The organism is Brevundimonas sp. (assembly GCF_013823285.1).
GTDB lineage: Bacteria > Pseudomonadota > Alphaproteobacteria > Caulobacterales > Caulobacteraceae > Brevundimonas.
In genome coordinates, this window is sequence record NZ_PNLV01000005.1 from 15,327 (window position 1) to 39,217 (window position 23,891).

Annotated in this window: 22 protein-coding genes and 3 tRNA genes; 13 read left to right on the forward strand and 12 right to left on the reverse strand. The window is 68.1% G+C overall.

Features of this window, described 5'->3' with window-relative positions; all coding sequences use genetic code 11:
- Positions 1-60: 60 nt before the first annotated feature.
- A complete protein-coding gene (gene gltX / locus C0461_RS01690) occupies positions 61-1,473 on the reverse strand; it encodes a glutamate--tRNA ligase (RefSeq protein WP_292103386.1) in 1,413 nt (470 codons plus the stop codon).
- Here gltX and C0461_RS01695 point away from each other — a divergent pair.
- Positions 1,472-3,628, forward strand: coding sequence for a ComEC/Rec2 family competence protein (locus C0461_RS01695; RefSeq protein WP_292103387.1), 2,157 nt, complete (start codon positions 1,472-1,474; stop codon positions 3,626-3,628). The genes gltX and C0461_RS01695 overlap by 2 nt on opposite strands.
- Here C0461_RS01695 and C0461_RS01700 read toward each other — a convergent pair.
- Positions 3,613-4,002 carry a hypothetical protein gene (locus C0461_RS01700; protein WP_292103388.1) on the reverse strand — a complete coding sequence of 130 codons (390 nt, stop codon included), beginning with the start codon at positions 4,000-4,002 and terminating at the stop codon, positions 3,613-3,615. The genes C0461_RS01695 and C0461_RS01700 overlap by 16 nt on opposite strands.
- Positions 3,999-5,951: a class I poly(R)-hydroxyalkanoic acid synthase gene (gene phaC, locus C0461_RS01705; RefSeq protein ID WP_292103390.1), complete on the reverse strand. Its 1,953-nt coding sequence runs from the start codon at positions 5,949-5,951 to the stop codon at positions 3,999-4,001. Before phaC ends, C0461_RS01700 begins: the two co-directional genes overlap by 4 nt.
- Positions 5,952-6,014: 63 nt before the next feature.
- Here phaC and C0461_RS01710 point away from each other — a divergent pair, with 63 nt between their 5' ends.
- From C0461_RS01710 to C0461_RS01735, 6 genes are all read left to right on the forward strand, one after another.
- Positions 6,015-6,476 (forward strand): hypothetical protein, encoded by a 462-nt coding sequence (locus C0461_RS01710; RefSeq protein WP_292103391.1) that lies wholly within the window; start codon positions 6,015-6,017, stop codon positions 6,474-6,476.
- Positions 6,477-6,551: 75 nt separating this feature from the next.
- The gene (gene recJ / locus C0461_RS01715) at positions 6,552-8,372 is read left to right on the forward strand and encodes a single-stranded-DNA-specific exonuclease RecJ (RefSeq protein ID WP_292103430.1); all 1,821 of its coding nucleotides are present in this window, start codon (positions 6,552-6,554) and stop codon (positions 8,370-8,372) included.
- A gap of 57 nt (positions 8,373-8,429) precedes the next feature.
- Positions 8,430-8,504 (forward strand) — tRNA-Glu (locus C0461_RS01720).
- A 176-nt stretch (positions 8,505-8,680) separates the two neighbouring features.
- Positions 8,681-9,259 carry a cold shock domain-containing protein gene (locus C0461_RS01725; RefSeq protein WP_292103393.1) on the forward strand — a complete coding sequence of 193 codons (579 nt, stop codon included), beginning with the start codon at positions 8,681-8,683 and terminating at the stop codon, positions 9,257-9,259.
- A gap of 76 nt (positions 9,260-9,335) precedes the next feature.
- The gene (locus C0461_RS01730) at positions 9,336-9,815 is read left to right on the forward strand and encodes a DUF192 domain-containing protein (RefSeq protein ID WP_292103395.1); all 480 of its coding nucleotides are present in this window, start codon (positions 9,336-9,338) and stop codon (positions 9,813-9,815) included.
- Positions 9,816-9,886: 71 nt separating this feature from the next.
- Positions 9,887-9,963, forward strand: a tRNA-Pro gene (locus C0461_RS01735).
- A 146-nt stretch (positions 9,964-10,109) separates the two neighbouring features.
- Here the strand turns inward: C0461_RS01735 and C0461_RS01740 are convergent.
- The 3 genes from C0461_RS01740 to C0461_RS01750 form a co-directional block, all read right to left on the reverse strand.
- Positions 10,110-10,472, reverse strand: a complete 363-nt coding sequence (locus tag C0461_RS01740) for a hypothetical protein (RefSeq protein WP_292103396.1) — start codon at positions 10,470-10,472, stop codon at positions 10,110-10,112.
- 239 nt (positions 10,473-10,711) lie between these two features.
- Complete coding sequence (locus tag C0461_RS01745; RefSeq protein WP_292103398.1) at positions 10,712-11,479, reverse strand: EAL domain-containing protein; 768 nt, start codon at positions 11,477-11,479, stop codon at positions 10,712-10,714.
- 78 nt (positions 11,480-11,557) lie between these two features.
- Positions 11,558-12,121 (reverse strand): manganese efflux pump MntP family protein, encoded by a 564-nt coding sequence (locus tag C0461_RS01750; RefSeq protein ID WP_292103399.1) that lies wholly within the window; start codon positions 12,119-12,121, stop codon positions 11,558-11,560.
- Between the two features lie 260 nt (positions 12,122-12,381).
- Here C0461_RS01750 and C0461_RS01755 point away from each other — a divergent pair, with 260 nt between their 5' ends.
- The 3 genes from C0461_RS01755 to C0461_RS01765 all read left to right on the forward strand — a co-directional run bounded on the left by C0461_RS01755 (position 12,382) and on the right by C0461_RS01765 (position 14,175).
- A complete protein-coding gene (locus C0461_RS01755; RefSeq protein ID WP_292103400.1) occupies positions 12,382-13,587 on the forward strand; it encodes a potassium/proton antiporter in 1,206 nt (401 codons plus the stop codon).
- 71 nt (positions 13,588-13,658) lie between these two features.
- Positions 13,659-13,964, forward strand: coding sequence for an ETC complex I subunit (locus tag C0461_RS01760; RefSeq protein ID WP_292103402.1), 306 nt, complete (start codon positions 13,659-13,661; stop codon positions 13,962-13,964).
- A 134-nt stretch (positions 13,965-14,098) separates the two neighbouring features.
- Positions 14,099-14,175 (forward strand) — tRNA-Arg (locus C0461_RS01765).
- An 11-nt stretch (positions 14,176-14,186) separates the two neighbouring features.
- On the opposite strand, the gene C0461_RS01770 is transcribed toward C0461_RS01765, so the two are convergent.
- Entirely contained in the window at positions 14,187-15,332 is a 1,146-nt protein-coding gene (locus C0461_RS01770) for a tetratricopeptide repeat protein (protein WP_292103403.1), read from the reverse strand.
- A gap of 87 nt (positions 15,333-15,419) precedes the next feature.
- Positions 15,420-15,848, reverse strand: coding sequence for a GSCFA domain-containing protein (locus C0461_RS01775; protein ID WP_292103404.1), 429 nt, complete (start codon positions 15,846-15,848; stop codon positions 15,420-15,422).
- A 38-nt stretch (positions 15,849-15,886) separates the two neighbouring features.
- On the opposite strand from C0461_RS01775, the gene C0461_RS01780 reads away from it, so the two are divergent.
- Complete coding sequence (locus C0461_RS01780) at positions 15,887-17,005, forward strand: hypothetical protein (RefSeq protein ID WP_292103406.1); 1,119 nt, start codon at positions 15,887-15,889, stop codon at positions 17,003-17,005.
- Here C0461_RS01780 and metC read toward each other — a convergent pair.
- Positions 16,986-18,167, reverse strand: coding sequence for a cystathionine beta-lyase (metC, locus tag C0461_RS01785; protein WP_292103407.1), 1,182 nt, complete (start codon positions 18,165-18,167; stop codon positions 16,986-16,988). The two genes, C0461_RS01780 and metC, sit on opposite strands and share 20 nt — an antisense overlap.
- 99 nt (positions 18,168-18,266) lie before the next feature.
- On the opposite strand from metC, the gene C0461_RS01790 reads away from it, so the two are divergent.
- Positions 18,267-19,364 (forward strand): amino acid ABC transporter substrate-binding protein, encoded by a 1,098-nt coding sequence (locus tag C0461_RS01790; protein WP_292103409.1) that lies wholly within the window; start codon positions 18,267-18,269, stop codon positions 19,362-19,364.
- Here the strand turns inward: C0461_RS01790 and sseA are convergent.
- From sseA to C0461_RS01805, 3 genes are read right to left on the reverse strand one after another with little or no spacing between them, the layout of a single operon-like run.
- A complete protein-coding gene (gene sseA, locus C0461_RS01795) occupies positions 19,361-20,209 on the reverse strand; it encodes a 3-mercaptopyruvate sulfurtransferase (RefSeq protein ID WP_292103411.1) in 849 nt (282 codons plus the stop codon). The genes C0461_RS01790 and sseA overlap by 4 nt on opposite strands.
- Before the next feature lie 4 nt (positions 20,210-20,213).
- Complete coding sequence (locus C0461_RS01800; protein ID WP_292103412.1) at positions 20,214-21,431, reverse strand: cyclopropane-fatty-acyl-phospholipid synthase family protein; 1,218 nt, start codon at positions 21,429-21,431, stop codon at positions 20,214-20,216.
- 12 nt (positions 21,432-21,443) lie between these two features.
- Positions 21,444-22,898, reverse strand: coding sequence for a deoxyribodipyrimidine photo-lyase (locus C0461_RS01805; RefSeq protein WP_292103414.1), 1,455 nt, complete (start codon positions 22,896-22,898; stop codon positions 21,444-21,446).
- 123 nt (positions 22,899-23,021) lie between these two features.
- On the opposite strand from C0461_RS01805, the gene kdsA reads away from it, so the two are divergent.
- Positions 23,022-23,885 (forward strand): 3-deoxy-8-phosphooctulonate synthase, encoded by an 864-nt coding sequence (gene kdsA / locus C0461_RS01810; RefSeq protein ID WP_292103415.1) that lies wholly within the window; start codon positions 23,022-23,024, stop codon positions 23,883-23,885.
- The last annotated feature ends 6 nt before the right edge of the window (positions 23,886-23,891 follow it).

Consider the following 23,891-nt stretch of genomic DNA (forward strand, 5'->3'; position numbering starts at 1 on the left):
CCTTGGTTTTTTGGACGCCCTCGCGGGGAGGCGACGGCGCGGGTCGTTTGTTGTGCGCGTTCACTTAAGGCCTGAAAGCGCATCCTCCAAGCGTCCAAGGCTTTCTTCTCGCCCCAGTGACGACAAAGTTCGGGCCAGATCGGGCGAACTTGACCCAGCGGTAAGAGCGCCGCGCAGGGGCGGGCCGATCTTGCCGAAGCCCACGCCCTCGTCCTCGGCGAAGGCCTTGAGCTCGGACTCCAGGGCGAAGACGTCCCAGCTCTGGAACAGGCGCAGGCGCTCCAGCAGGCGGGCCATGCGCTCCCCGGTCTCGTCGATCAGGGACGCCTTGATCCTGTCGTTCAGCAGCAGCGGACGGCGCTGGAGCACGAAGGCGGTCTGGGCGGCCAGTTCGAGGATGGTTTTGGCCCGGTCCTTCACGAAGGGCATGGCCTGCACCAGACGCTGTTCATCGCCCTCGGCCAGGACGTGGCCGTCCTTCAGGTGCTGATCCAGCACCAGCTTGGCCAGCCGCTCGTCGTCGGCCAGGCGGATCCAGTGGGCGTTGACGTGGGCCAGCTTGTCGAAGTCCAGTCGCGCGGGGGCCTTGTTGACCGCGTCGAGGTTGAACCATGCGATGGCCTGGTCGTCGCTGAACAGTTCGTCGTCGCCGTGGCTCCAGCCCAGCCGGGCCAGATAGTTGCGCATGGCCTCGGGCAGATAGCCCATCTCGGCGTACTCGTGCACGGCCTGGGCGCCGTGGCGCTTGGACAGTTTGGCGCCGTCGGGGCCGTGGATCAGGGAGATGTGGGCGAACACCGGCCGGGGCCAGCCCAGGGCGTCATATATCAATGATTGACGAGCGGCGTTGTTGAGGTGGTCGTCGCCGCGGATGACGTGGGTGACGCCCATGTCGTGATCATCAGCCACCACAGCCAGATTGTAGGTCGGCGCGCCGTCCGAGCGCAGCAGCACCAGATCGTCCAGCGACGACGAGTCCCAGCGCACCCGACCCTGCACCGCGTCCTCCACGAACACCGCCGTGTCGAGGGGGCGGCGGAATCGCACGGTATGGGGTCTGGACAGATCGTCCACGGTGGGTTCGCGGTCGCGCCAGGGGGATTCGAAGGTCCGGCCCTCGGCCTTGGCCTGATCGCGCAGGGCGCCGGTCTCCTCGGCGGTCAGGTAGTCGCGATAGGCGTGGCCGCTTTCCAGCAGCAGGTCGACCACCTCGCGGTGGCGGTCAGCGCGGGCGTGCTGGAAGACCGGCTCCTCGTCGGCGAACAGCTCCAGCCAGGCCATGCCGTCGAAGATGGCCTTCACGGCGTCGTCAGTGGAGCGCTCGCGGTCGGTGTCCTCGACTCGCACGAGGAATTTCCCGCCGTGACGGCGGGCGAAAAGCCAGTTGAATAACGCTGTTCTCGCGCCGCCGATATGCAGGTAGCCTGTGGGCGAGGGGGCGAAGCGTGTGACGACGGGTGAGGATTCAGTCATGTCCGGGGCGGTGTCCGATGGGGCCGCCCTTATAACGCCGGAAGCGGCCAAGCCCATACGCGCGCGCATCATTGACTGGCTGGCCGGGAGCGTCGCGGCCCAGCGTGACCGGTGGCGGCTGTGGGCGCCGGTGGCCTTCGGCGGGGGATGCGCGGTCTATTTCGGGCTCTCCTCAGAGCCGCCGCTGTGGCCCCTGGCGCTGTTCGCGGCGGTGGCGTCGGCGGCGTGGATCGTGGCGCGGCGCCGGGGCGCGGGCCGGGGCCTGACCGTGCCGCTGATGCTGGTCGCCTGTCTGGCGCTGGGACTGGCGGCGGCCAAGGCGCGGACCGAGCGGGTGGCGGCGCCCATCGCCCCGGCGCTGGCTGAACCGACTGTGATCGAGGGCTGGGTGGTGGATGTGGAGAGCCCCGGGGCGCGGGGGTCTCGCGTGATCATGGCGCCGGTTCGGATCCGCGATTTGACGCCGGAGGAGACGCCCCTGAGGCTGCGGGTGACGGTGCGCGGGGCCGCGCCGGCGCCGGGCACGCCGCTTCGGGTGTTCGCCATCCTCAATCCGCCGCCGCCGCCCGCCAGCCCCGGCTCCTATGACTTCGGCAAGGTGTCGTTCTTTCGCGGCATCGGCGGGGCGGCGTTCGGCCTGGGCGACGCACGGCCCGCGCTGCTGCCGGAGCCGCCGGCGGGCCTGAAGCGGCAGATGGCCATTAACGGCGCGCGCTTCGCGCTGGCCACACGGCTGGTGGAGCGGCTGGGGGAACGGCGCGGCGGGGTGGCGGCGGCCATGGTCACGGGGCACCGCACCTGGCTGAGCGAGGACGAACTGTCCGCCATGCGAGACTCGGGCATGGCCCACGTGCTGGCCATTTCCGGCATGCACATGGCCATCGTGGGCGGGTTCGTCTTCTTCGGCGTGCGGCTCATGGTGGCGGCCTGGCCGTGGCTGGCCCTGAGGGTGTCCGGCAAGAAGGTGGCTGCGGTGGCCGGGCTGATCGCGTGCGGCGCCTATCTGCTGGTGTCCGGCGGACCGCCGCCGGCGGAGCGCGCCTTCACCACCGCCGCGGTGGCCTTCATCGCCATCCTGCTGGACCGGCGCGCGATCAGCATGAACGCCCTGGCGGTCGCGGCCTTCGTGGTGCTGGCGCTGAGGCCCGAGACCATCGTGCAGCCGGGCTTCCAGATGTCGTTCGCGGCCACCGCCGCCCTGGTCGCCCTGGCCGAGACGTGGCGGGGGCGTCTGAAGGAGATCTCCGCGCCCTGGATCATCGTCACGGTGCAGAAATTCATCGGCTATGTGACCGCCGTGTGCGCGGCCAGCATCGTGGCGGGCATGGCCATCGGGCCCTTCGCCATGCAGCATTTCAATCGCACGGCGGTCTATGGACTGATCGCCAATGTGTCGACCGCGCCCATCACCGGCTTCATCCTGATGCCCATGCTGGCGCTGGGCGCGGCGCTGGAGCCGCTGGGCCTGGGCGCGCCGTTCCTGTGGGTCGCGGGATGGGCGGTGGAGGCGATGCTGGCCATCGGCGGCTGGACATCCGGCTTGCCCGGCGCGGTTCAGGCCGTGCCCAGCGCCCCCGCCGTGGCCCTGCCCATCGCGTTCCTGGGCCTGTTGTGGCTGTGCCTGTGGAAGGGCCACGGGCGCTGGCTGGGGGCGCCGTTCTTCGCGGCGGTGCTGATCTGGCCGCGCCCGGCCGCGCCGGACCTGTGGATCGGGGATGCGGCGACGACGGCGGCGGTGCGGGAAGGAAACACAGCGGTGCTGCTTCGGCCGGGCGTGCGCCTGTTTCCCGCCGAACTGTGGTCGCAGCGGCGCGGTCTGACCCTTGAGCCGCCGGAAGACGGCTGGATCGTCACCCGCTTCTCGCGCCGCCCCGAAGGGCAAGGGCCCCTGGCCCTGTGGTGGGGAACCCGGGCCCCGGACGCGGAGCAACTGGCCGTTCTGTGCGCCTCGGCGGAGGTGATCGGCGTGCGCGCCGCAGTCGCCAGTCTGCCTGAGCCATGCCACCGCCGTCTGGTGCTGGACGGCCTGGATTTCGCGCGCGGCGGAGCGGTGGAGCTGTGGCGGGCGCCGGATTCGCCTTCAGGGTGGCGCGCCGTCTGGACGCTGGAGGAACGGGGGGACCGGCCATGGTCCCCTAGTCATGCGTCCGGCTGAATTCCTCGCAGGCTCATTATGGCGGACTCGATGGTGGAGCCGAGGAACACCGCCGCGATCACCACGGCCAGGCCGAAGCTGACGCCGGGGAACAGCGGAGGCAGGGCGGCGGCGAGGATGATCAGGCCGGGGTAGATGGCGGCCCACACGGCTGAACCGGGCGCTTCCCTTGTCACAAGCGGGCCCTTCTTCATCTTCATGAAGCGGGGCACGAACGGCTGCAGGACAAGAAACGCCACCGTGACCACCGCCGCCGTGGCCACATAGCGCCAGGGCGGATCCGCCGGGCCGAAGATCGTCGCGCTCATGACCAGCAGGGCCACGGCGAACAGGGTGGTTATGGCCAGCAGGACGTTGGGATCGATACGCTTCAAGATTTCACCTTCACATAGGCGCCGGGCGCCGGCTCGATGGGCTTCAGGGCGCCCTTTTTCGGATCGCGGGCGTCGACCCAGTCGCCCGACCGCTCATGCAGCCATTCGGCCCAGTGCGGCCACCAGGAGCCCGGGTGCTGCTCGGCGCCCGCCTGCCATTCCGCAAGCGTGTCCGGCAGGTCCGGATTGGTCCAGTGCTGATACTTCACCGCCGCCGGATGGTTGACCACGCCCGCGATGTGGCCGGAGCCAGCCAGGGTGTAGGTCACCGGCCCGCCGAACAACTTCGTCGAGCGATAGACCGAGTTCATGGGCGCGATGTGGTCCTCGCGGCTGGCCTGGGCGTAGATGGGCGTCCTGACCTTCGACAGGTCCACGCGGACGCCGCCGATCTCGAAGTCGCCCCTGGCCAGGGCGTTCTGGCCGTACATCTTGCGCAGATAGGCCATGTGCAGGGCCTTGGGCATGCGGGTCTGGTCGGCGTTCCAGAACAACAGGTCGAAGGACGGCGGATCCTTGCCCATCAGATAGTTGGAAACGAAGAACGACCAGATCAGGTCGTTGGCGCGCAGGGCGTTGAAGGTGTCGGCCATGGCGCTGCCCGGCAGGACGCCGCCGGCCTCGTCCATCATGCCCTCGATCTCGGCCAGCCAGTGGTCGTCGGTGAACAGCAGAAGGTCGCCGGCTTCCTCGAAATCATGCTGGGCGGCGAAGAAGGTGCAGGCGTTGACGCGCTCGTCGCCCTTCGCCGCCATATGGGCCATGGCCGCACCCATCAGGGTGCCGCCGATGCAGTAGCCGACGGTGTTGAGCCGATCCGTGCCGCACTGCTCCATCACCCTGGAGGTGGCGCGGTAGATGCCCTTTTCCAGATAGTCGTCGAAGCCGAAGGCGGCCTTGTCGGCGTCGGGATTGACCCACGAACAAACGAAGACGGTGAAGCCCTGCTCCGACAGCCAGCGGATCATCGAGTTCGCCGGCTGCAGGTCCAGGATGTAGAATTTGTTGATCCATGGCGGGAAGATCAGCAGGGGGATGGCGCGCTGTTTGTCTGTCGCCGCGTCGTACTGGATCAGTTCGAACAGTTCGTCGCGCCAGACCACCTGGCCGGGGCTGGTGGCCACGTTCTCGCCCACGCGGAACTTGCCGTAGTCCGCCTGGCTGATGGCCAGCTTGCCGCCGCCCCGCTCAAGGTCGGCGGCGAAGTTCTGCATGCCCTTCACCAGGCTCTCGCCGCTGGTCTCGGCCAGAGCTTTGAGCGCCGCGGGGTTGGAGGCCAGAAAATTGGACGGGGAGAAGGCGTCTGTCAGCAGCTTTGTGAAGAACTCGGCCCGGCGGCGGGTGCGCGGGTCCACATCATCTGCGCTGGAGATCAGATTGTTCATCCAGTCGGCGGTGACCAGATAGGACTGGCGCATCACATCGAACATGGGATTCTCGGCCCAGGCCGGGTCCTTGAACCGCTTGTCGGGGGCGGCGGTGACCGGGACGTCCTCGCCCGCCGCGCGCCGGGCGGTGTCGGTCCACAGGGTCATGTACCGGCCGAACAGATCGGCCTGGGCCTGGAACAGGCGTTCGGGGCGGGAGGCCAGGCTGGTCATGACCGAGGTCATGGCGGGGCCGACATTGAGCGGATCGGCCGACAAGGTCGCGGGACGGTCTGCCCGGCTGAGGGCCGCCTCGGCCAAGGCTGACTGCGCCGTCATGGCCGCCCGGGCGATGTTCAGGGACAGGGTTTCGATCATGCGCCGCTGGTCGGCCCCGATGGCGAAGGGATCGAAGGCTTCTGCTCGGGACGGGGGAGGGGTGGCGGCCGCCCCGGACTCGGGCGCAGGTTTCGGGGTCTCCGATTCCGGGGTCTTCTGTTTGGCCGCAGCGCGGGGCGCGGCCTTCTTCGGAACCGCCTTGCGGGCGCTGCGGGTCGCGGGCTTTTTCGGCGGCGTGGCCATGAACGGCTCCTGCTGGATCGATGCAAGGCGGCGTCGCCCTTCCTCGTCGCCCCATGATGGCATATGACCGGGCGCAAGATGAACGCATCGGCGATGAAAAATGCGGCCCGGGCCGCCGCGATGGGCGGATTGCTTCTGAGCGGGGCGTGCGCAGCGCCGTTCCAGACCGCGATGGATCCGCAGGCGCCGTTGTCCGACCGCATCCAGCATCTGGTGGACGCCAACCGCGAGTATCCGCGCTGGGCTGATTTTCCGGCAGCGCCGACCGACGTGCCGGCGCCCGGCGTGATCGCCACGCGGGTTGCCGGGCTGGACCAGACCGGACAGGCGGTCAGCCAGGCCGCCGCCGCCATAGACTGGACCTTCGTTGATGATCCCGACGCCTGGGCCGCCACGGTGCGCGGCCGGGTCGCGGGCGCGCGCACAAGCCTTGCGACGGCCCGTACGGCGGCCGAGGTCGAAGCCTTCGCCCAGTCCCTGCGCGAACGCGCCGAACCGCCGCCGCCCATTGATCCGCGTCAATAGGATCGGTTCACGCCTGCGACCGAATCCGGCGACCCTGCAGGCCAGACTGGCATGGATGATGAGGTACAAGGGCGCATGGCGGACGGCGGCGTGGCGACAGCGGTGAACTTCCTGGGCGTGTCGCGCTCCCTGTCCGGCCGCGCCTGGCGGCAGCGCCCGGCCGAGGCGGAGACGGTGCGCGCCCACATGCAGGGGCTGGGCCTGGCCGAGCCGCTGGCCCGGGCGCTGGCCGCGCGGGGCGTGACGGCGGACCAGGGCGAAGACTTCCTGAGCCCCACCCTGCGGGCGCTGTTTCCCGACCCGTCCAGCTTTCTGGACATGGACAAGGCCGCCGGAGTCATTCTGGACGCCCTGGCGGCGGGCCGGAGCATCCATGTGTTCGCCGACTATGATGTGGACGGGGCCTCCAGCGCGGCGCTGCTGGTGCGGTGGTTCCGGGCCATGGGGGCGGAGCTGCCCATCTATGTGCCCGACCGCCTGACCGAGGGGTACGGCCCCAGCCCCAAAGCGTTCGAGACGCTCAAGGCGAGCGGGGCGGATCTGGTCATCACCGTGGATTGCGGCGCGGCGGCGGTGGAGGCCGTGGCCCATGCGGCGTCCATCGGCCTGAAGGTGGTGGTGGTGGATCACCATCTGATGCGGGAGCAGCCGCCCGCCTGTGAGGCGGTGGTCAATCCGAACCGGCCGGGCTGCACCTCCGGTCAGGGTAATCTGGCGGCGGCGGGGGTGGTGTTCGTGCTGCTGGCGGCGCTGAACCGGACGGCGCGGGCGCGGGGGCTGTTCGCCGAACGGGCCGAGCCGGACCTTCGCCAGTGGCTGGATCTGGCGGCGCTGGGGGCCATCTGCGACGTGACGGCCCTGAACGGCTTCAACCGGGCGCTGGCGGCGCTGGGGCTGAAGGTGATGTCGGACTGGCGCAATCCGGGGCTGGCCGCGCTGCTGGCCGTCGCGGGCATGGAGCCGGGGCCGGCCAAGGCCAGCCACGCGGGCTTCATCCTGGGGCCGCGAATCAATGCGGGCGGGCGCATCGGCCGGGCGGATCTGGGCGCGCGCCTGCTGTCCACCGACGACCCCGCCGAGGCCGCGCGCATCGCCGCCGAGCTGGACGCCCTGAACACGTCCCGCCGCGAGGTGGAACGCGAGGTGACCGAGGCCGCCGTGCGCAAGGTGGAGAGCCGGGGCGCCGATGCGCTGGACCGCGCCATCATCGTTGTGGACGGCGAGGACTGGCATCCGGGCGTGGTGGGCATCGTGGCCGGGCGGCTGCGCGAACGCTGGCGCAAACCGGTGGTCGTCATCGGGGTCGATCCCGCGACGGGCGTGGGCAAGGGCTCGGGCCGGTCGCAGCCGGGGGTCAATCTGGGTCGGGCGGTGCAGGCGGCGTGGGAGGCTGGTCATCTGATGGCGGGCGGCGGGCACGCCATGGCCGCGGGCCTGACCGTGGCGGGCGACCGCATCGAGGGCGCGCGCGCCTTTCTGGAGGCGGCGCTGGCCGACCAGCAGGCGGCGGCCGAGGTTCTGGACGTGGTGGAGGTGGACGCCATTCTGGACTGCCGTGCGGCCAGCCGGGACCTGTTTGAGGATTTCGAGCGCCTGGCCCCCTATGGGCCGTCCAATCCCGAGCCGCTGTTCGCCCTGGACCGGGTGACGGCGCGCGAGCCCGTGGCCATGAACGGCGGCCATGTGCGGTGTCGGCTGACGGCGGCGGACGGCGCCTCGGTCAAGGCCATCGCCTGGCGTTGCGCCGACCTTCCGTTGGGCCGGGCGTTGTTGTCCGGTGCGGCCGGCATCAGCGTGGTCGGCCGGCTGAAGGCGGATGACTGGAACGGCCGCCGGGGTGTGCAGTTCGAGATCGAGGACGCCCACGACCCGCGTCGCGAAACCAGCGATTTTTAGTCCGACCCCGCTTGCAACGCCGGAAACAGGCCGCTATATCGCCGGCTCTCGCGCAGCGGTCCCTTCGTCTATCGGTTAGGACGCTAGGTTTTCAACCTAGAAAGAGGGGTTCGATTCCCCTAGGGACTGCCACGCGGGATTTCCCCGAAATCCTGGTTTCACCACGCGGGATCCGCAGCGAATCATGACGCGTGGCGCGGACTTTTTTTCGCGTTTTGCGCGAAATTTTGCTTTCTGGGTCTCCCGTGTTCACCGAACCGTGTTAAGCATAATCCGTCTGCAAGGGGTTTGTCGCAGGCGGGGGACTTATGTCAGCGTACGAATTGGATGAGGACGTCACGGCCGAAACGGTCCGCATGTCCGGTCATGTCAAATGGTTCGACCCCGCCAAGGGGTATGGCTTCATCGTGCCTGAGGATCCTTCCCTTACAGGCATGAAGGATGTGCTGCTGCACGTCTCCAGCCTGCGCGACCACGGCTGCGAGACCGCCGCCGAGGGCGCCGCCATCACCTGCGAGGCCGTGCGCCGTCCCAAGGGATGGCAGGCGACCCAGATCGTGGATCTGGCCGAACCCGATCCGGGCCAGGCGCCGGGCTATGAGGGCCTGCGTCGATCCAGCAGCAATCTGGACGCCTTCACCCGCCGCCCCGCCCGCCCGCCGGTGCAGGCCGACGGCCCCATGGAGCCCGCGACGGTGAAATGGTTCAACCGCGCCAAGGGCTACGGCTTCGTGGTGCGGGACGGCGACCAGGACGACATCTTCATCCACATCGAGACCCTGCGCCGCTGCGGCCTGGATGACCTGTTGCCGGGCCATACGGTGCGGGTGCGTTTCGCCCGGGGTCCCAAGGGGCTGGTGGTCGCCGAGATCGAACCGGGGGAATAGACCGCATTTCCGGTTTATTTCCGCGCGCGGCTGAGGCGTAATGCCGCCCGTTGATCGCGCCATCCGGGATACGCTCATGCACCGCCGCCTGCTGTTGACCGCCGCCCTGGCCCTGGCCCTGTCCGGGGCCGCCTGTGCGCAGTCCTCCGCACCACTGGATGAGTCGGGCAATCCGCTGGAGGCCCTGACCGTGGTCACCGACAGCGGCGAGCACGCGTTCTGGGTCGAGATCGCCGACACCGAGGAAAAGCGCGCCCGGGGTTTGATGTTCCGCGAGCCGCTGGCCGACGACCGCGGCATGCTGTTCCAGTTCCCGGACATGGCCGAGCGCGGCTTCTGGATGGAGAACACGCCCAGTTCGCTGGACATCGTCTATATCGACGATCAGGGCCGCATCGTCTCCATCGCCCGGCACACCACGCCCTACTCGCGCCAGACCGTGCCGTCCTACGGCGCCGCCAGGGGGGTGCTGGAGGTCCGCGCCGGCCGCACGGAAGAGATCGGCGCCGAGCCGGGCGACGTGGTCCGCCACCCCTTCTTCAACAACGCCGACTGAGGCTTCAGGGCCGGGCGCGCAGACGGGCGATTGCGGCCCGCGCCCGGCCATGCCTATAAGCCCCGCCTGATCGGAGCGTAGCGCAGCCTGGTAGCGCATCTGCTTTGGGAGCAGAGGGTCGCAGGTTCGAATCCTGCCGCTCCGACCAGATAGCCGCCAGTTCGAGGACCGCGGTTTTACAGCCTCCAACAGCGATGACCCTGCGGGGCCGCCAGATGCCGGCGGGCGGCGCTTTTGGCGCCCTCGCCATGCACGGACGCCAGGGATGTCTCCTAAGGGTGGGAGGCGGACAGACTAGCTGTGCGGAGGTCGGCTCGCTGCGGCGACGATCCGCAGGTTCTGTCGCGCGCCTTCTTCTTCAAGCCATCTGCACAGACCCCGAACCTTGCGGTTAGCCACGCGGCGAACCGAAAACTGGTCCTTGGCGGAGTCCACCTCTTCGAGGTCCACCTCGCCCATGCCTTTGCCGCCGTCGCGCGTATAACGATAGACATCCTCGCCATAGTTCCGCAGTCGATGGATCAGGGCGCCGTCGACGAGGTGGGCTACGAGACGGATTTGAACGGTTTGGGGCATTTCGAGATCGTCGCAACCATTGTTTTGCGCGAGCAGCATCCGTCTTGAGGTCAACGTCCGCAATGGGTCGAGAGCCGACATTCGTATCAGATCATTTTTCGGACGCTCTGTGGATGATTGAGCGTGGGTGCCTGCGGTTTTACACCCGTGCGTGGACCGACTGGTGCACTTGGCGCGGTTAGGACCAAGTTTTACCGGCTTGTCGTTGATTCTATTGGGTATCGCGCGGCTTTGGGAGCAGAGGGTCGCAGGTTCGAATCCTGCCGCTCCGACCAGGGGGCCTGTCCGGGAACGCTCTTTCCAGCCCCTCGGAACGCGCGTTATGCGGTGCGGGCCACGTCCTCGAGAGGGCGGACCCATGAGATCGGCGGAAGCGCTTCGACCGCAGGCTTGGCGAGCAGATACCCCTGCATGAGCGACACGCCGAGGTCCCGCAGGGCGTTGTGCTCATCAACGGTTTCGACTCCTTCGCAAACGGGGTCGATGCCGAGATCGCGCAGCATGTTCAGGGTGTTGGCGACAATGGCGCGCTTGACCCGATCGGTGTCGATCCCACGGATAAGCGCCATGTCCAGCTTGACGATGTCGGGCTGGAATTTGCTGAGCAGCCCCAGACCGGCGTAACCGGCGCCGAAGTCGTCGATCGCCGTCTTGAATCCCATGGCCCGGTAGGCGCGGAGGATGTTGAGGATGTGGCCGGTGTCCATCGCCTCATCCTCGGTGAATTCGAAGATGATCCGTGTCACCGGAAAGCTGGTGCGCATGGCGGCGGCCAGGGTGGCCCGGATACAGGCGCGCGGCTCATAGACGGCGTTGGGCAGGAAGTTGATGGACAGGCTCGCGCCGTCTGCCGTCAGATCGAGTTTCGAGGCCCATTCGATGGCGGTGGTCCGGCAGAGCTGATCGAAGGCGTAGCGGTTGTCGGGCGACACCTGCGTCAGCACGCTTCCCGCGCCGCCGCCATCCTGGCCGCGAACCAGGGCTTCATAGGCGAACACGGTCCCGGTCCGCACATCCACGATCGGCTGGAACGCCATGGTGATCGGCAGATCAAACCCGGCGCCGTCCCTGCAGGCCACACAACTCATCGCAGAACTCCCTTTGAGTCCCATAATCATCTGAACGGGTTAAAAAATCCCGGATGCGAGTGCTGGAAACGTTCTCCGTCAGACCATCCACCCCATGTGCTCGGCCAGGATGAAGGCGCCGATGCCGACGAGGGCGAGGCCGCCCAGAAGTTCGGCGTGTTTGCCGATGCGGGCGCCCACGCGGGCGCCGATCAGCATGCCCAGGGTCGTCAGGGTGAAGGTGGTCAGGCCGATGCTGAGGGCGATGATCCAGATGTTCACGCCAAGGAAGGCCAGGCCCACGCCCACGGCGGCGGCGTCGATGCTGGTGCCCACCGCGGTGGCGATGAGGGGCATGAGGCCCCGGCGGGCCGGGGGCTGATCCTCGCGCCGGGATCGTACGCTATGCCAGATCATGTGCGCGCCGACGCCCGCCAGCAGAATGAAGGCGATCCAGTGGTCGATCTGCTGCACCACCCCGGCGGCGATGAGGCCCAGGCTCCAGCCGATCACGGGGGTGGCCGCCTCGATCGTCCCGAAGATCAGTCCGGCCCGCAACGCCTGCGACAGCGATGGGCGATGCGCGGCGCCGCGCCCCACGGACGCGGCGAAGGCGTCGGTGGACATGCTGAGCGACAGGATGGCGACGGCGCCGGGGGTCATGGGCTCACTCCGCCGGACGACGAGACGCGCATCCCACGCCGCCGGCGAGACGGTGGGACGCGCTGGTCTCGCCAGGCGGATGACTCCGCTGACCGCGCCACGCGCCGGGGCGCGAATGTGTTGACGTGGTCCCGGCACTCAAGGCGGCCGGCGGCTACTCCCCAACGGGAGCGCCTGACTAGCGCCTGAGTCCCCCGTGTTCAAGCGGGGGCGCCGCATGGGTGTTGCCATCCGGCGATTCGTCCGGTCCTAAGAAACCCATGAACCCCATCGACTACGCCTTTCTCGCGGTCGCGGTGCTGCTGCTGTCGACGGTGCTGGCGGGCAGCCTGTCCAGCCGGTTCGGCCTGCCGGCCATGATCGGGTTCCTGGCCCTGGGCATGATCGCGGGATCGGACGGGCCGTTCGGGATCGTGTTCACGGACTACGCCTTCGCCCAGGTGATCGGGGTGGCGTGTCTGGTGTTCATCCTGTTCTCCGGCGGGCTGGACACCGACTGGAAGCTGGTGCGGCCGTCAGCGGGGCCGGCCCTGATGCTGTCCACCCTCGGGGTCATGATCAGTGCGGGGATCGTCAGCCTGGCGGCGGTGTTCCTGCTGGGCTTCACGGTCACGCAAGGATTTCTGCTGGGGGCGGTCGTGGCGTCCACCGACGCGGCGGCGGTGTTCGCCATCATGCGGGGGCAGGGGGGCGGCGACCTGCGCGAGGATTTGACCGGGCTGATCGAGCTGGAATCCGGCTCCAATGACCCCATGGCCATCTTCCTCGTGGGAGCGGCGCTTGTGCTTGTGGCGACACCCGACGCGTCCCTGTGGCCCTTCCTGCCCCAGTTCATGACCCAGATGGGGCTGGGCGCGGTGCTGGGGGTGGTGATCGGCTATGCCCTGCCGTCGCTGATCAAGCGAATGCGACTGCGGACCAGCGGCATGTCGCTGGTGGTGTCCATCGGGGCCGCGCTGCTCAGCTACGGACTGACCGCCGTGCTGGGCGGCAACGGCTTTCTGGCGGCATACATCGCGGGGATCGTGGCGGGGAACCGCGAGTATCAGGCGCGGCGCACCATCGGCGTGTTCCAGGACGGCCTGGCCTGGCTGGCGCAGGTGGTGATGTTCCTGACGCTGGGGCTTCTCGTGTTCCCCAGCCAGCTGGGCGGGGTCGCGGCGCCCGGTCTGGCGGTGACAGCGGTGCTGATGCTGGTGGCCCGGCCCATCAGCGTGTTCATCTGCCTGGCGCCGTTCAGACGCTTCGATTGGCGGGCCAAGCTGTTCGTGTCATGGGCGGGCCTGCGCGGCGCGGTGCCCATCGTTCTGGCGACCTTTCCCATCGTGGCGGGCGTGCCCGGGTCACAGACCATCTTCAACATCGTGTTCTTCGTGGTGATCGTGTCCAGCCTCGTGCAGGGGCCGACCCTGGGCTGGGTGGCGCGCAAGCTGAAGGTCAATGCGCCGGAGGCGGCGACCGCGTGAGCATGCTGGACCGGCGCGGCGGCGCGCGCTATCTGGGCCGCTTCTGACATTCAGATTCTTCAGGGCCCGCCATGCTCGCGCGCATCTATCGTCCCGCCAAGACCGCCATGCAGTCCGGCCGCGCCAAGACCCGCGACTGGATTCTGGAGTTCGAGCCGGCGACGGCGCGGACCAACGACCCGCTGACGGGCTGGACGTCGTCCACGGACATGAACGGCCAGGTGCGTCTGACCTTCGACACGGCCGAGGAGGCGGTGGCCTACGCCGAGCGGCATGGCATCCCGTTCAGACTGCACGAGCCCCAGGCCGCGCCGGTGATCCTGAAAGCCTACGCGGACAATTTCGCCCCGGGCCGAAAGCAGCCCTGGACGCATTGATTTGTTTGCGGCTACCGCGCTTCGCGCTACTTGAGCCGCGATTTTCGTTTCGGCTACCGCGCCTTGCGCTACTTGAGCCGAGATTTTTCGTTGCGGCTGCCGCGCTTCGCGCTACTTCACCCGCATGCCTGACGGCGCCCGTAGCTCAACCGGATAGAGCATCCGCCTTCTAAGCGGACGGTTGCAGGTTCGAGTCCTGCCGGGCGCGCCAGGGATCAGCGGTCAGGCGGCCGCCTCGGCGCCGTCCAGTTCCTGCAGACGCGCCCGGAAATTGGCGCGCTGCGGATCCATCTCGACGGCTCGACGGAAGCAGGCCATCGCGGATATCATGTCTCCACGTCGGCTGTGAATCTGCCCCGCAGCAAAGTTGGCGCGCCCGCCGATAATGGGATGGTCGGCGATTTGCGCGTAGGCGGCGACGGCCTCGTCCAGCCTGCCCATCCTCTCGATAGCGCGCGCGAGCAGGAGCCTGGCCGGCGTCAGTCCGGGGTTCAGCGCCACGGCGGCCGCCAGCGCGTTCTCGGCGTGGCTGAATTTGCCCAGATGAAGCATGCCCTTGCCATGCAGGTAGTTGGCGTAATCCGAGCGTGGATAATTGTTCATCGCGCGCTTCGCCAGGCGCGCCGCGTCGCCCCAGCGGCGTTCAACGTCGGCGCGGTGAGCGGCGTAGAGCGTTTCGGCGAATTGCTCCTCCAGTCCCCAACCGCCTTCGGGCATGCGCGGCAGATGCTGGTCGTCCAGGAAGGCGTCGATCATCGGGGCGAGGCGGCCCTTGCGGTCCAGATAGCTGACGACGCCGTGCTGCACGCGCCGAAGGGAGTCCGCGAAGACGTTCGGCAGGTCGGCGAGATTGAACGCCGAACAGAGATCAACCGGATCGCTTTCACCAGCGTAGAGGAAGATCGGGGCCTGCGCTTTTTCGACCATGGGCCTCAGATCGGGGACGGGCGGCGTGAATCCCTTCTCCATCAAGCGCTGCACATTGCCGCCGACAAGGTCCATCTGTGTCTCGCACGAGAACGCCAGGACGCGCGCGCCTAGCGGGACGCCGTGCAGGAGCGCCCCGGTTCCACCCATGGCGGCGCCGACTGTGTAGAGGCTGCGGGCGCCGAGATGCTTCGCCCAGTGGCGGAAGGAGCCGGTCACTTCGGTCCGGTCACGCCCGAGACCGTCGATCCCCGCCTGGTACCACTGGTTCCGGCCGTTGCTGACGACGATGGCGCTGGCGTCGATGCGCCTCGCCGTTTCCAGCCACTCGAAAGAATGATCGGTCGTATTGGAGCCCGAAAAGAAGATCGCGAGCTTCTCCGATTTCCGAGGGAAGACGCGAAACCGCGGATGATCCAGAGGCGTGGGAGAGTCTGACAAACTGGTCTCGAAGCTGGGGATGAGGTCAGGACGACGCGCTCGCAAGGAGAGCGTCGTCGGCTCAGATCGGATGGAGGGTTGCGGGGTTCACCCCATGGTGCAGTGGGCCGCCTTGAAGGTCTTGACGATCCTGGAGACGATCCAGTTGTCCACATGGCGGCCGTCGTCCTCGCGCCAGCTGAATGGCGCGTTGGCCATGACCAGTTCATAGGACGGGAAGTAGGTCACGGCGTCGAAGTCGCGGGCGATGGCCCCGATGGCGGCGCGCAGGATGCTCTTGCCCTCAGTGTTCGCCGCGACGATGTCATTGTCGGAGAATGTGCGGGCCAGCGGCACGGGCGAGACCGTGAAGACGATGCGTGCGTTCGGGCGCACCTGGGTGATGATCTCAACAATGCGCCGCAGGTTGGCGTAGTTCTCCTCGTACGAGGACATGTGGAACTCGGTCTGCTCCTCGCCGCCGCCCTTGGCGTAGCCGGGCTTCTGGCAGGCGATCTTGCCGCTCTGTTTATTCATAGAGCTTGCCGCCTGATCTCTCGGTACAGGGAAAGCCCATGGCCTTCGGCGACAGGATTCTGGTTCAGGCGCGCAACTATTCCGTCCAGGTCGAGGGGCTGGCCGCGGCGGAGCTGAACCGTAATCTCGGCGAGTATCTCCCGCCCAACTATGCGGTGCGGAAAATGGCCGACGCCTATGGTGGCTACGCCCGCAAGCGCACCAACACCAACGACGAATATCTGCTGCTGCGCCAGACCTTCACCGAGACCCGGTCCAAGAGCCACCAGGTGTTCAGCTCCGTGATCGCCGACCACGTGCCGTCCGAGAAATACGCCCTGGCGCGCAGCATGTTTCAGGTCGAGGATCAGCCTGCCACCATCCGCGGCGCCGTGCGCTCGCTGCAGAAGACCGGCATGTGGAAGGCGAAATTCTCCATCCCGCCGGCCCTTGTCGAAAGTCTGCGCGACAAGGTGCTGACGCGGATCGAGACCATCCACGGCGACAAGCTGACCAAAATTCTGGAGGGCTCCCCCGAGGCTCCGCCCCAGATCAAGTCCAACTTCTCGTGGATCACCAGCTTCAGCGAGATGTACGAGGTGGCCGCCGATCCGCTGCTGCTGACCATCGTGCATCAGTACATGGGCGTGCCGCCGATCTTCGACGTACCGGTGGCCTTCGTGAACTCAAACGTGCCGGTCAGCGCCAAGGACCTGTCGGATACGGCGCAGCTATACCACCACGACATGTACCGGCTCGGGTTCGTGAAGCTGTTCATGTACCTGAGCGACGTCGGCCCCAAGGACGGCCCCCACGCCATGATCCCCGGCACCCACCGCGAACGCCCCGACGCCCTGTGGGCCGACGGCCGCCACACGGACGAGAAGGTCGCCCAGCACGGCCTGCTGGATCAGGAAGCGCGCATCACGGGGCCTTCAGGAACGCTGTTCCTGGTGGACACCAGCGCCCTGCACAAGGGCGTCCACCCTGAAGAGAACTATCGCGTTCTGGCCCAGGTCCAGTACGCCAACTCCCTGTTCGGCCATCCGATCGCCGATGCGGAACGTCCCTTCACCGCCGCGCGCAAGTCGGAGAACCCCGATGTGCTGGCCGCCGGGGACCTGGTGAAGACCTATGCCGAGAAAGTCGGCGTGCGGTTCATGCAGGGGATGATCTGACGGCCCACGCCTTCAACGCCTGCTCCAGATCGGCGATCAGGTCGGCGGGGTCCTCCAGGCCGACGTGCAGGCGGATCAGCGGGCCTTCCAGCGCCGGGGCGTGGCGGCGGATGGGCAGTTGCGGGGTCTCGTGGGTGGCCAGGCTTTCGAAGCCGCCCCAGGAATAGCCGAGGCCGAACAGGGTCAGGGCGTCCAGCACGGCTTCGGCTTCGGCCTCTGTCCCGCCCCTGAGCACCACACCCATCAGGCCCGCCGCGCCGGCATAGTCGCGGGTCCAGAGGTCATGGCCCACTGAGCCGGGAAGGGGCGGGTAGAGCACGCGGGCGACCTCTGGCCGGTTCTGCAGCCATTGCGCGACCTGCAAGGCCGAGCGCGCGTGTTCGGCCATGCGCAGGGGCAGGGTGCGCAGACCGCGCAGCGCCAGCCAGGCCTCGTCCGGCGCGGTGTGCCAGCCCATGTCCTCAATGGTGTTGAAGATCGCCTTGCCGAGGCGCGCGTCGGCCACGGCGATTGCGCCCATCAACAGGTCGGAGTGGCCCGCCGCATATTTGCTGACCGCCTGGACGCTGACGTCCACGCCGTGCGCCAGCGGCCGGAAGGCCAGCCCGGCGGCCCAGGTGTTGTCCATGACCGTCAGCACGCCCCTGTCCCGCGCCGCGGCGGCGACGGCCGGGACGTCGATCATCTCGAAGGTCAGGGAGGCGGGGGACTCGATCAGCAGCAGCTTCGCCCCGTCCAGTGCGGCGATGATCTGGTCTGTCGCCGCGTCGGCGGGATGATAGCGCGTCGTGACGCCGCGGGCGGACAGGTGACGGTCCAGAAACCGGCGACTGGGGCCATAGACCGCGTCTGTGGCGACCACGGTGTCCCCGGGGCGCGTCAGGGCCAGGATGGGAATGGTGATGGCGGCCAGGCCCGTGGGGGTGAGCCAGGCGTCGGCGGCGCCCTCCAACTCGGCGATCAGGGCGCGCAGCTCATGCTGAACCGTCATGCCGTCGATGCCGTAGACCGGCCCCAGGGACGGGTCCCGCAGGGTCGCGGCGCCGGGGTTCAGAAGGGTCGACGCCCGCTCGATGGGCGGGTTGACCGGGCGACGACCCTCCGAGGGTTTTCGGGTCGCCGAACGGATCAGGCGGGTGCGGTCGGAAGGGGATCGGCTCATGGAATGCGCCCGTCTGCCGGTGAAAGGCGCCTCGCGGGTTGCGGAGGCATGCCAAAGGCTTCTAACACCACATGCACGGTTCAGACGAAGGCGAGGATGATGATCGCGCGCGCAATCCGGGCGGGGCTGATGACGGGGCTGCTTGTGCTGACGGCCTGCGGCGACGGCAGGCCCGACCGTGAGGCCGCCGATCAGGCGCCCGACGCGCCCCTGGCCGCCGAAGAGGCCGCCGAGCCCAGCGTGACCCTGGCGGCGGTTCGGGCACGGGGGCGGTTGAACTGCGGGGTGCATGAGGGCCTGGTGGGTTTCGCCTATACCGACAATCGCGGGCAATGGCGCGGATTTGACGTGGATTTCTGCCGCGCCACGGCGGCGGCGGTGCTGGGTGATCCGGACGCCGTGCGATTTGTGCCCCTCGCCATCGGCGACCGGTTCGAGGCTCTGGCCGACGGGCGCATCGACGTGCTGTGGCGCAACACCTCATGGACCATGGGGCGCGACGCCGGCGAACGTATGGAGTTCGTGGGGGTCAACTATTACGACGGCCAGGGCTTTCTGGTGCGGCGCTCGCTGGCCCTGACCAGTGCGGCCGAGCTGGACGGGGCGCGCATCTGTGTTCAGTCCGACTCAACCACGGCCCTCAACCTTCGGGATTATTTCGCGGTCAGAAACCTGCGCTATGAGCCCGTCATGGCCGTCAGCGAGGAGCAGGCGCGCGAGGCCTATGTGGCCGAGGACTGCGACGCCTTCACCGGGGACGTGTCGGCCTTGGCGGCGGCGCGGACCATGCTGGGCAACCCCCAGGCCCACGCCATCCTGCCGGACGTGATCTCCAAGGAGCCGCTTGGCCCGGTGGTCCGCCGCGGCGACGACCAGTGGGCCGACATCGTGCGCTGGACCCTGAACGCCCTGATCCTCGCCGAGGAGCTGGGCGTGACGCAGGACAATGTGGACGAACTGGCCGAGAACTCGCCGGATCCCAGGATTCAGCGGCTGCTGGGCGCCCGGGACGGGTTCGGATCCATGATGGGGCTGTCGGACGCCTGGGCCCATGACGCCATCGCGGGGGTCGGGAACTATGGCGAGATCTTCGACCGCAATCTGGGGGCGCGCTCGCCCCTTAATCTGGCCCGGGGCCTCAATGCGCGCTGGAACGCCAACCCGCGGGGTCTGATGTACGGGCTTCCGATCCGCTAGCCGGCGGCGCCCGGCTGTTCACCGGCTTCAACCGGCACGTCGGGCCGAGCACCCCATTCCGCCCAGGAGCCGTCATAGACCGCGCTGTCGCGGCCCAGCACCGCCAGCGCCAGACTGAGAATGGCGGCGGTCACACCGGAGCCGCAGGTGGTGATGACCGGCTGACCGGGCGTGAGCCCTGCATGGTCGAAGATCACTGCGAGCTCGGCGGGCGTCCGCAGCGTGCGGTCCGGATTGAGCACGTCGGCGAAGGGCACGTTGACCGCTCCCGGCATGTGACCGCGGCGAAGGCCCGGGCGGGGTTCCGCGGCTTCTCCGCGAAAGCGCGCCGGCGGTCGGGCGTCGATCACCCGGGCGGCGGGCTCTTCAAGGGCGCACCGCACCTGAAGCAGGTCAGCGACCCTGCCGGCGTCAAAGTCGGTCCTGAATGTGGCGGGCGACGCCGGCGCCTGGGGTCTGGTCTCGACCGGGCGCCTTTCGGCGATCCACTTCGGCAGGCCGCCGTCCAGTACCTGCACCCGCCGCGCACCCATGACCCCGAAGGTCCACCATACCCGCGCGGCGGAAAACAGGCCCTGATCGTCATAGACCACGATGTGGTCGTCCTGACCGATGCCCATGGCGCCGACCGCCGCCGCGAACGCTTCGGGCGAGGGCAGCATGTGGGGCAGGGGGCTGGCGGTGTCCGCCACCCTGTCGAGGTCGAAACGCACGGCGCCGGGAATACGGGGTTCGTCGTCGCCGGGGCGACTCCCGTCCATGCGCCAGCTGGCGTCCACGATCCGCAGGTCCGGCGCATCCAGACGGGCGGCCAGGGCCTCCGTCGAGATCAGGGGAGCGGCCATGGCCTCAGCTTCTGTTCAGGGCCAGCTGGATCACATTGATGCGGTCGGCGCGGAAGCCGGCCTCGCAGTAGGCCAGGTAGAACCGCCACAGGCGGCGGAACCGGTCGTCGAAGCCCATGCGCTGGATCTGGTCCCAGGCGCTCATGAAGCGCTCGTCCCAGCGCTTCAGGGTGTCGGCGTAGGAGTGGCCGAACCGCTCGATCCCGCTCCAGGCCAGGCCAGCCTGTTCGACGATCGGCTGCAGCACGGCCTCGCTGGGCAGCATGCCGCCGGGGAAGACGTACTTCTGAATGAAATCGGTGCGCTTGTGGTAGCCCGCGAACAGGGCGTCATCCATGGTGATGATCTGTAGCGCCGCGCGCCCCCCAGGCGTCAGCACCGCGTGGATCTTGTCGAAATAGGTCGGCCAGTATTCCTGTCCCACCGCCTCGAACATCTCGATGGAGGCGACGCGGTCGAAGCGACCCTGCACATCGCGATAGTCGATCAACTGGATGTCGGCGCGGTCCGATAGTCCGGCCTCGGCCAGACGGTGAGTGGCGTAGGCATGCTGTTCGGTGGAGATGGTGATGCCGGTGACATGGGCGCCGACTTCCCTGGCTGCGTATTCCGCGAATCCGCCCCAGCCGCAGCCGATCTCCAGCACCTTGTGTCCCGCCTTCAGGTCCATGGCCTGGGCCAGGCGCGCATATTTGCGGGTCTGGGCGGCCTCCAGCGTTTCACCCGCCGTCTCGAAGACCGCCGAGGAGTAGGTCATGGTCTGGTCCAGCCAGGTCTCGTAGAAGGCATTGCCCAGATCATAGTGGGCATGAATGTTCTTGCGCGCGCCCTCCCGGCTGTTGCGGTTCAGCTTGTGTCTCGTCCAGTGCAGGGCCCGCATGATCACATTGCCGTCGAACAGGCGCTGGATGCCCTCGTAGTTGCGAACCAGAACCTCGAGCAGGCCGGCCAGATGCGGCGTGTCCCACTCGTCAGCCATGTAGCCCTCGGCGAATCCGATGTCGCCGGAGGCCAGCACGCGCTTGGCGAAGCTGTAGTCCTTGACCACCAGCGTCGCCGAGGGTCCGGCGTTCCTGCCCTTGAGCTCATGCACCGCGCCGTTGGGCAGACGCACCGTCAGGCGGCCGATGGACCAGTTTGCGGCCAGCAGGCGCAACAGAATGCCGAACCCGGTCGGCGTGCGCGCGGCGATGGCGGCGATATCGGGTGTCACAGCGGTCATGAGAACCTCCCCTCAGTCCTTGTCCCGTGCGGACTTGATGGCCTCCAGAGCGTCCAGGGCGCGTTGTCGCGCCCTGGCATGGTCCACGATCGGAGCCGGATAGTCACGCCCCAACCGGATGCCCGCCGCGCCCAGCACCTCTGCAGGCGCGGTCCAGGGCGCATGGATCCAGCGGTTGGAAAGTCTGGCCAATTCAGGAATCCAGCGTCGCACATAGCCTCCGTCTCCGTCGAATTTCTCGCCCTGGGTCACGGGATTGAAGATGCGGAAATAAGGGGCGGCGTCAGCACCCGATCCGGCGACCCATTGCCAATTCTGGATGTTGTTTCCCATGTCAGCGTCCACAAGTGTGTCCCAGAACCAGGCCTCGCCCTCGCGCCAGTCGATCAGCAGGTCCTTGATCAGGAAGGACGCCACAATCATTCGCACCCGGTTGTGCATCCACCCCGTGGCCCACAGCTGGCGCATGCCCGCGTCCACGATGGGGTAGCCGGTCATGCCGCGCTTCCAGGCCTCCAGCCCCCTGGGGTCATCGCGCCAGGCCATGGCGTCGAACTCGGGCCGGAAGGCGCGCGCGGCCATGTAGGGAAACTGGTGCAGCAAGTGGGTGGAGAACTCGCGCCAGCCGATTTCGCTGACGAACTTTTCGGCCTGCTGGGCCGGGACCCGGCCGTCCCCGGCCGCCTGCCGCGCCGCGCGCACCGCCCGCCAGGGGCTGATCTCGCCGAAATGCAGGTGCGGGGACAGGCGGCTGGTCCCGTCGTCGCCCGGAATATCACGGCCGTCGCCGTAGGCCTTGAGCGGGCCGGTCAGAAAGCGGGACAGGGCCTCGCGGGCGCCGGTCTCGCCGGGCGCCCAGTCGAAGCCCTCCGACCAGGCCGGCCCGGTCGGGTGCAGGCCCCAGTCGTCGATCGTTTCGGTTTTTATGCCCTCGACCCCGTTCAGCGTGCGCGGTCCGTCGCGGGGGGCGGGCTCTTCGGCGACCTGAAGCAGCGCCTTCAGGAAGGGGGTGAACACCTTGTAGGGCGCGTCCTGACCCGTGCGCACCGAGCCCGGTCTGGCCAGCATGGTCCCGTTGAAGCCGCGACAGGTCACGCCGTCCGCCTTCAGCCCCTGGGCGATGTCCGCGTCGCGCTCCCAGGCCGCCGGCTCGAACATCCGGTTCATCAGAACGGTTTTTGCGCCCGTCTCGTCGATCACCGAGCGCAAGGCGGCCTCAGCGTCGCCGGCCCGCAGCACCAGCGGCGCGCCACGGTCTTTCAGATCGGCGGCGAGCGCGCGCAGGGACTTGTCCAGCCACCATCTGGACGCCGCGCCCATGGGGCGGCCGTCCAGCTGATCGTCGTGAATGTAGAGCGGAATCACCGTGGCCCCGGTCGCTGCGGCCTCTGTCAGGGTGGGATTGTCGGCGATTCTCAGGTCGCGCCGGAACCAGACGATGACGGGGGCAGACGTGTCGTTGGCCACTCAGGCGGTCTCCGTGGTAATCTTGCCTTCGGGCGGCGAGTGGGCCACCTGAACGCCGCATAGATACGTCAGCAACGGCGCCTGGACGCCGCGCCGACTGAAAACATACAAGGATTTGTCTTCGTGAAGCCCAACGCCGTGATCGAACTCTCGCAAGGCCTGTCGCGTCCGGTGCGCATCGGCGGGGGCGGGCGCATCGTCTTCATCGCCGGACCCTGCCAGCTGGAAAGCCGTCAGCACGCGCTTGAGATGGCGTCGGCGCTCAAGGAGATCGGCGAGCGGCTGGATGTGGGGATCATCTACAAGACCAGCTTTGACAAGGCGAACCGCACCTCAGCCAATGCGGCGCGTGGCTTCGGGCTGGAGGGCTCGTTGCCCATCTTCGCCGAAATCCGCGAGACCCTGGGTCTGCCGGTGCTGACCGATGTTCATACCGAGGAGCATTGCCGCATCGCGGGCGAGGTGGTGGACGTGCTGCAGATTCCGGCGTTCCTGTCGCGCCAGACCGATCTGCTGATCGCCGCGGCGCAGACCGGCAAGGCCATCAACATCAAGAAGGGCCAGTTCCTGGCCCCGTGGGACATGAAGAACGTCATCGCCAAGGTCACCGGCGCGGGCAATCCCAACGTCATGGCCTGCGAGCGCGGCGCCAGCTTCGGCTACAACACCCTGGTGTCGGACATGCGCGCGCTGCCGATCCTGCGCGACATCGGCTGTCCGGTGGTGTTCGACGCCACCCACAGCGTGCAGCAGCCGGGCGGGCAGGGCACGTCCTCGGGCGGGCAGCGCGAGTTCGTGCCGGTGCTGGCCCGCGCGGCCGTGGCCGTCGGCGTGGACGCGGTGTTCATGGAGACGCACCAGGATCCAGACAACGCCCCGTCGGACGGCCCCAACATGGTGCCGCTGGACCAGTTCGAGGCCCTGGCCGCCGACCTGCTCGCCTTTGACGACCTGGCCAAGCGCCAGGCGGCGCGGAAGGCGGCGTAAGACGTC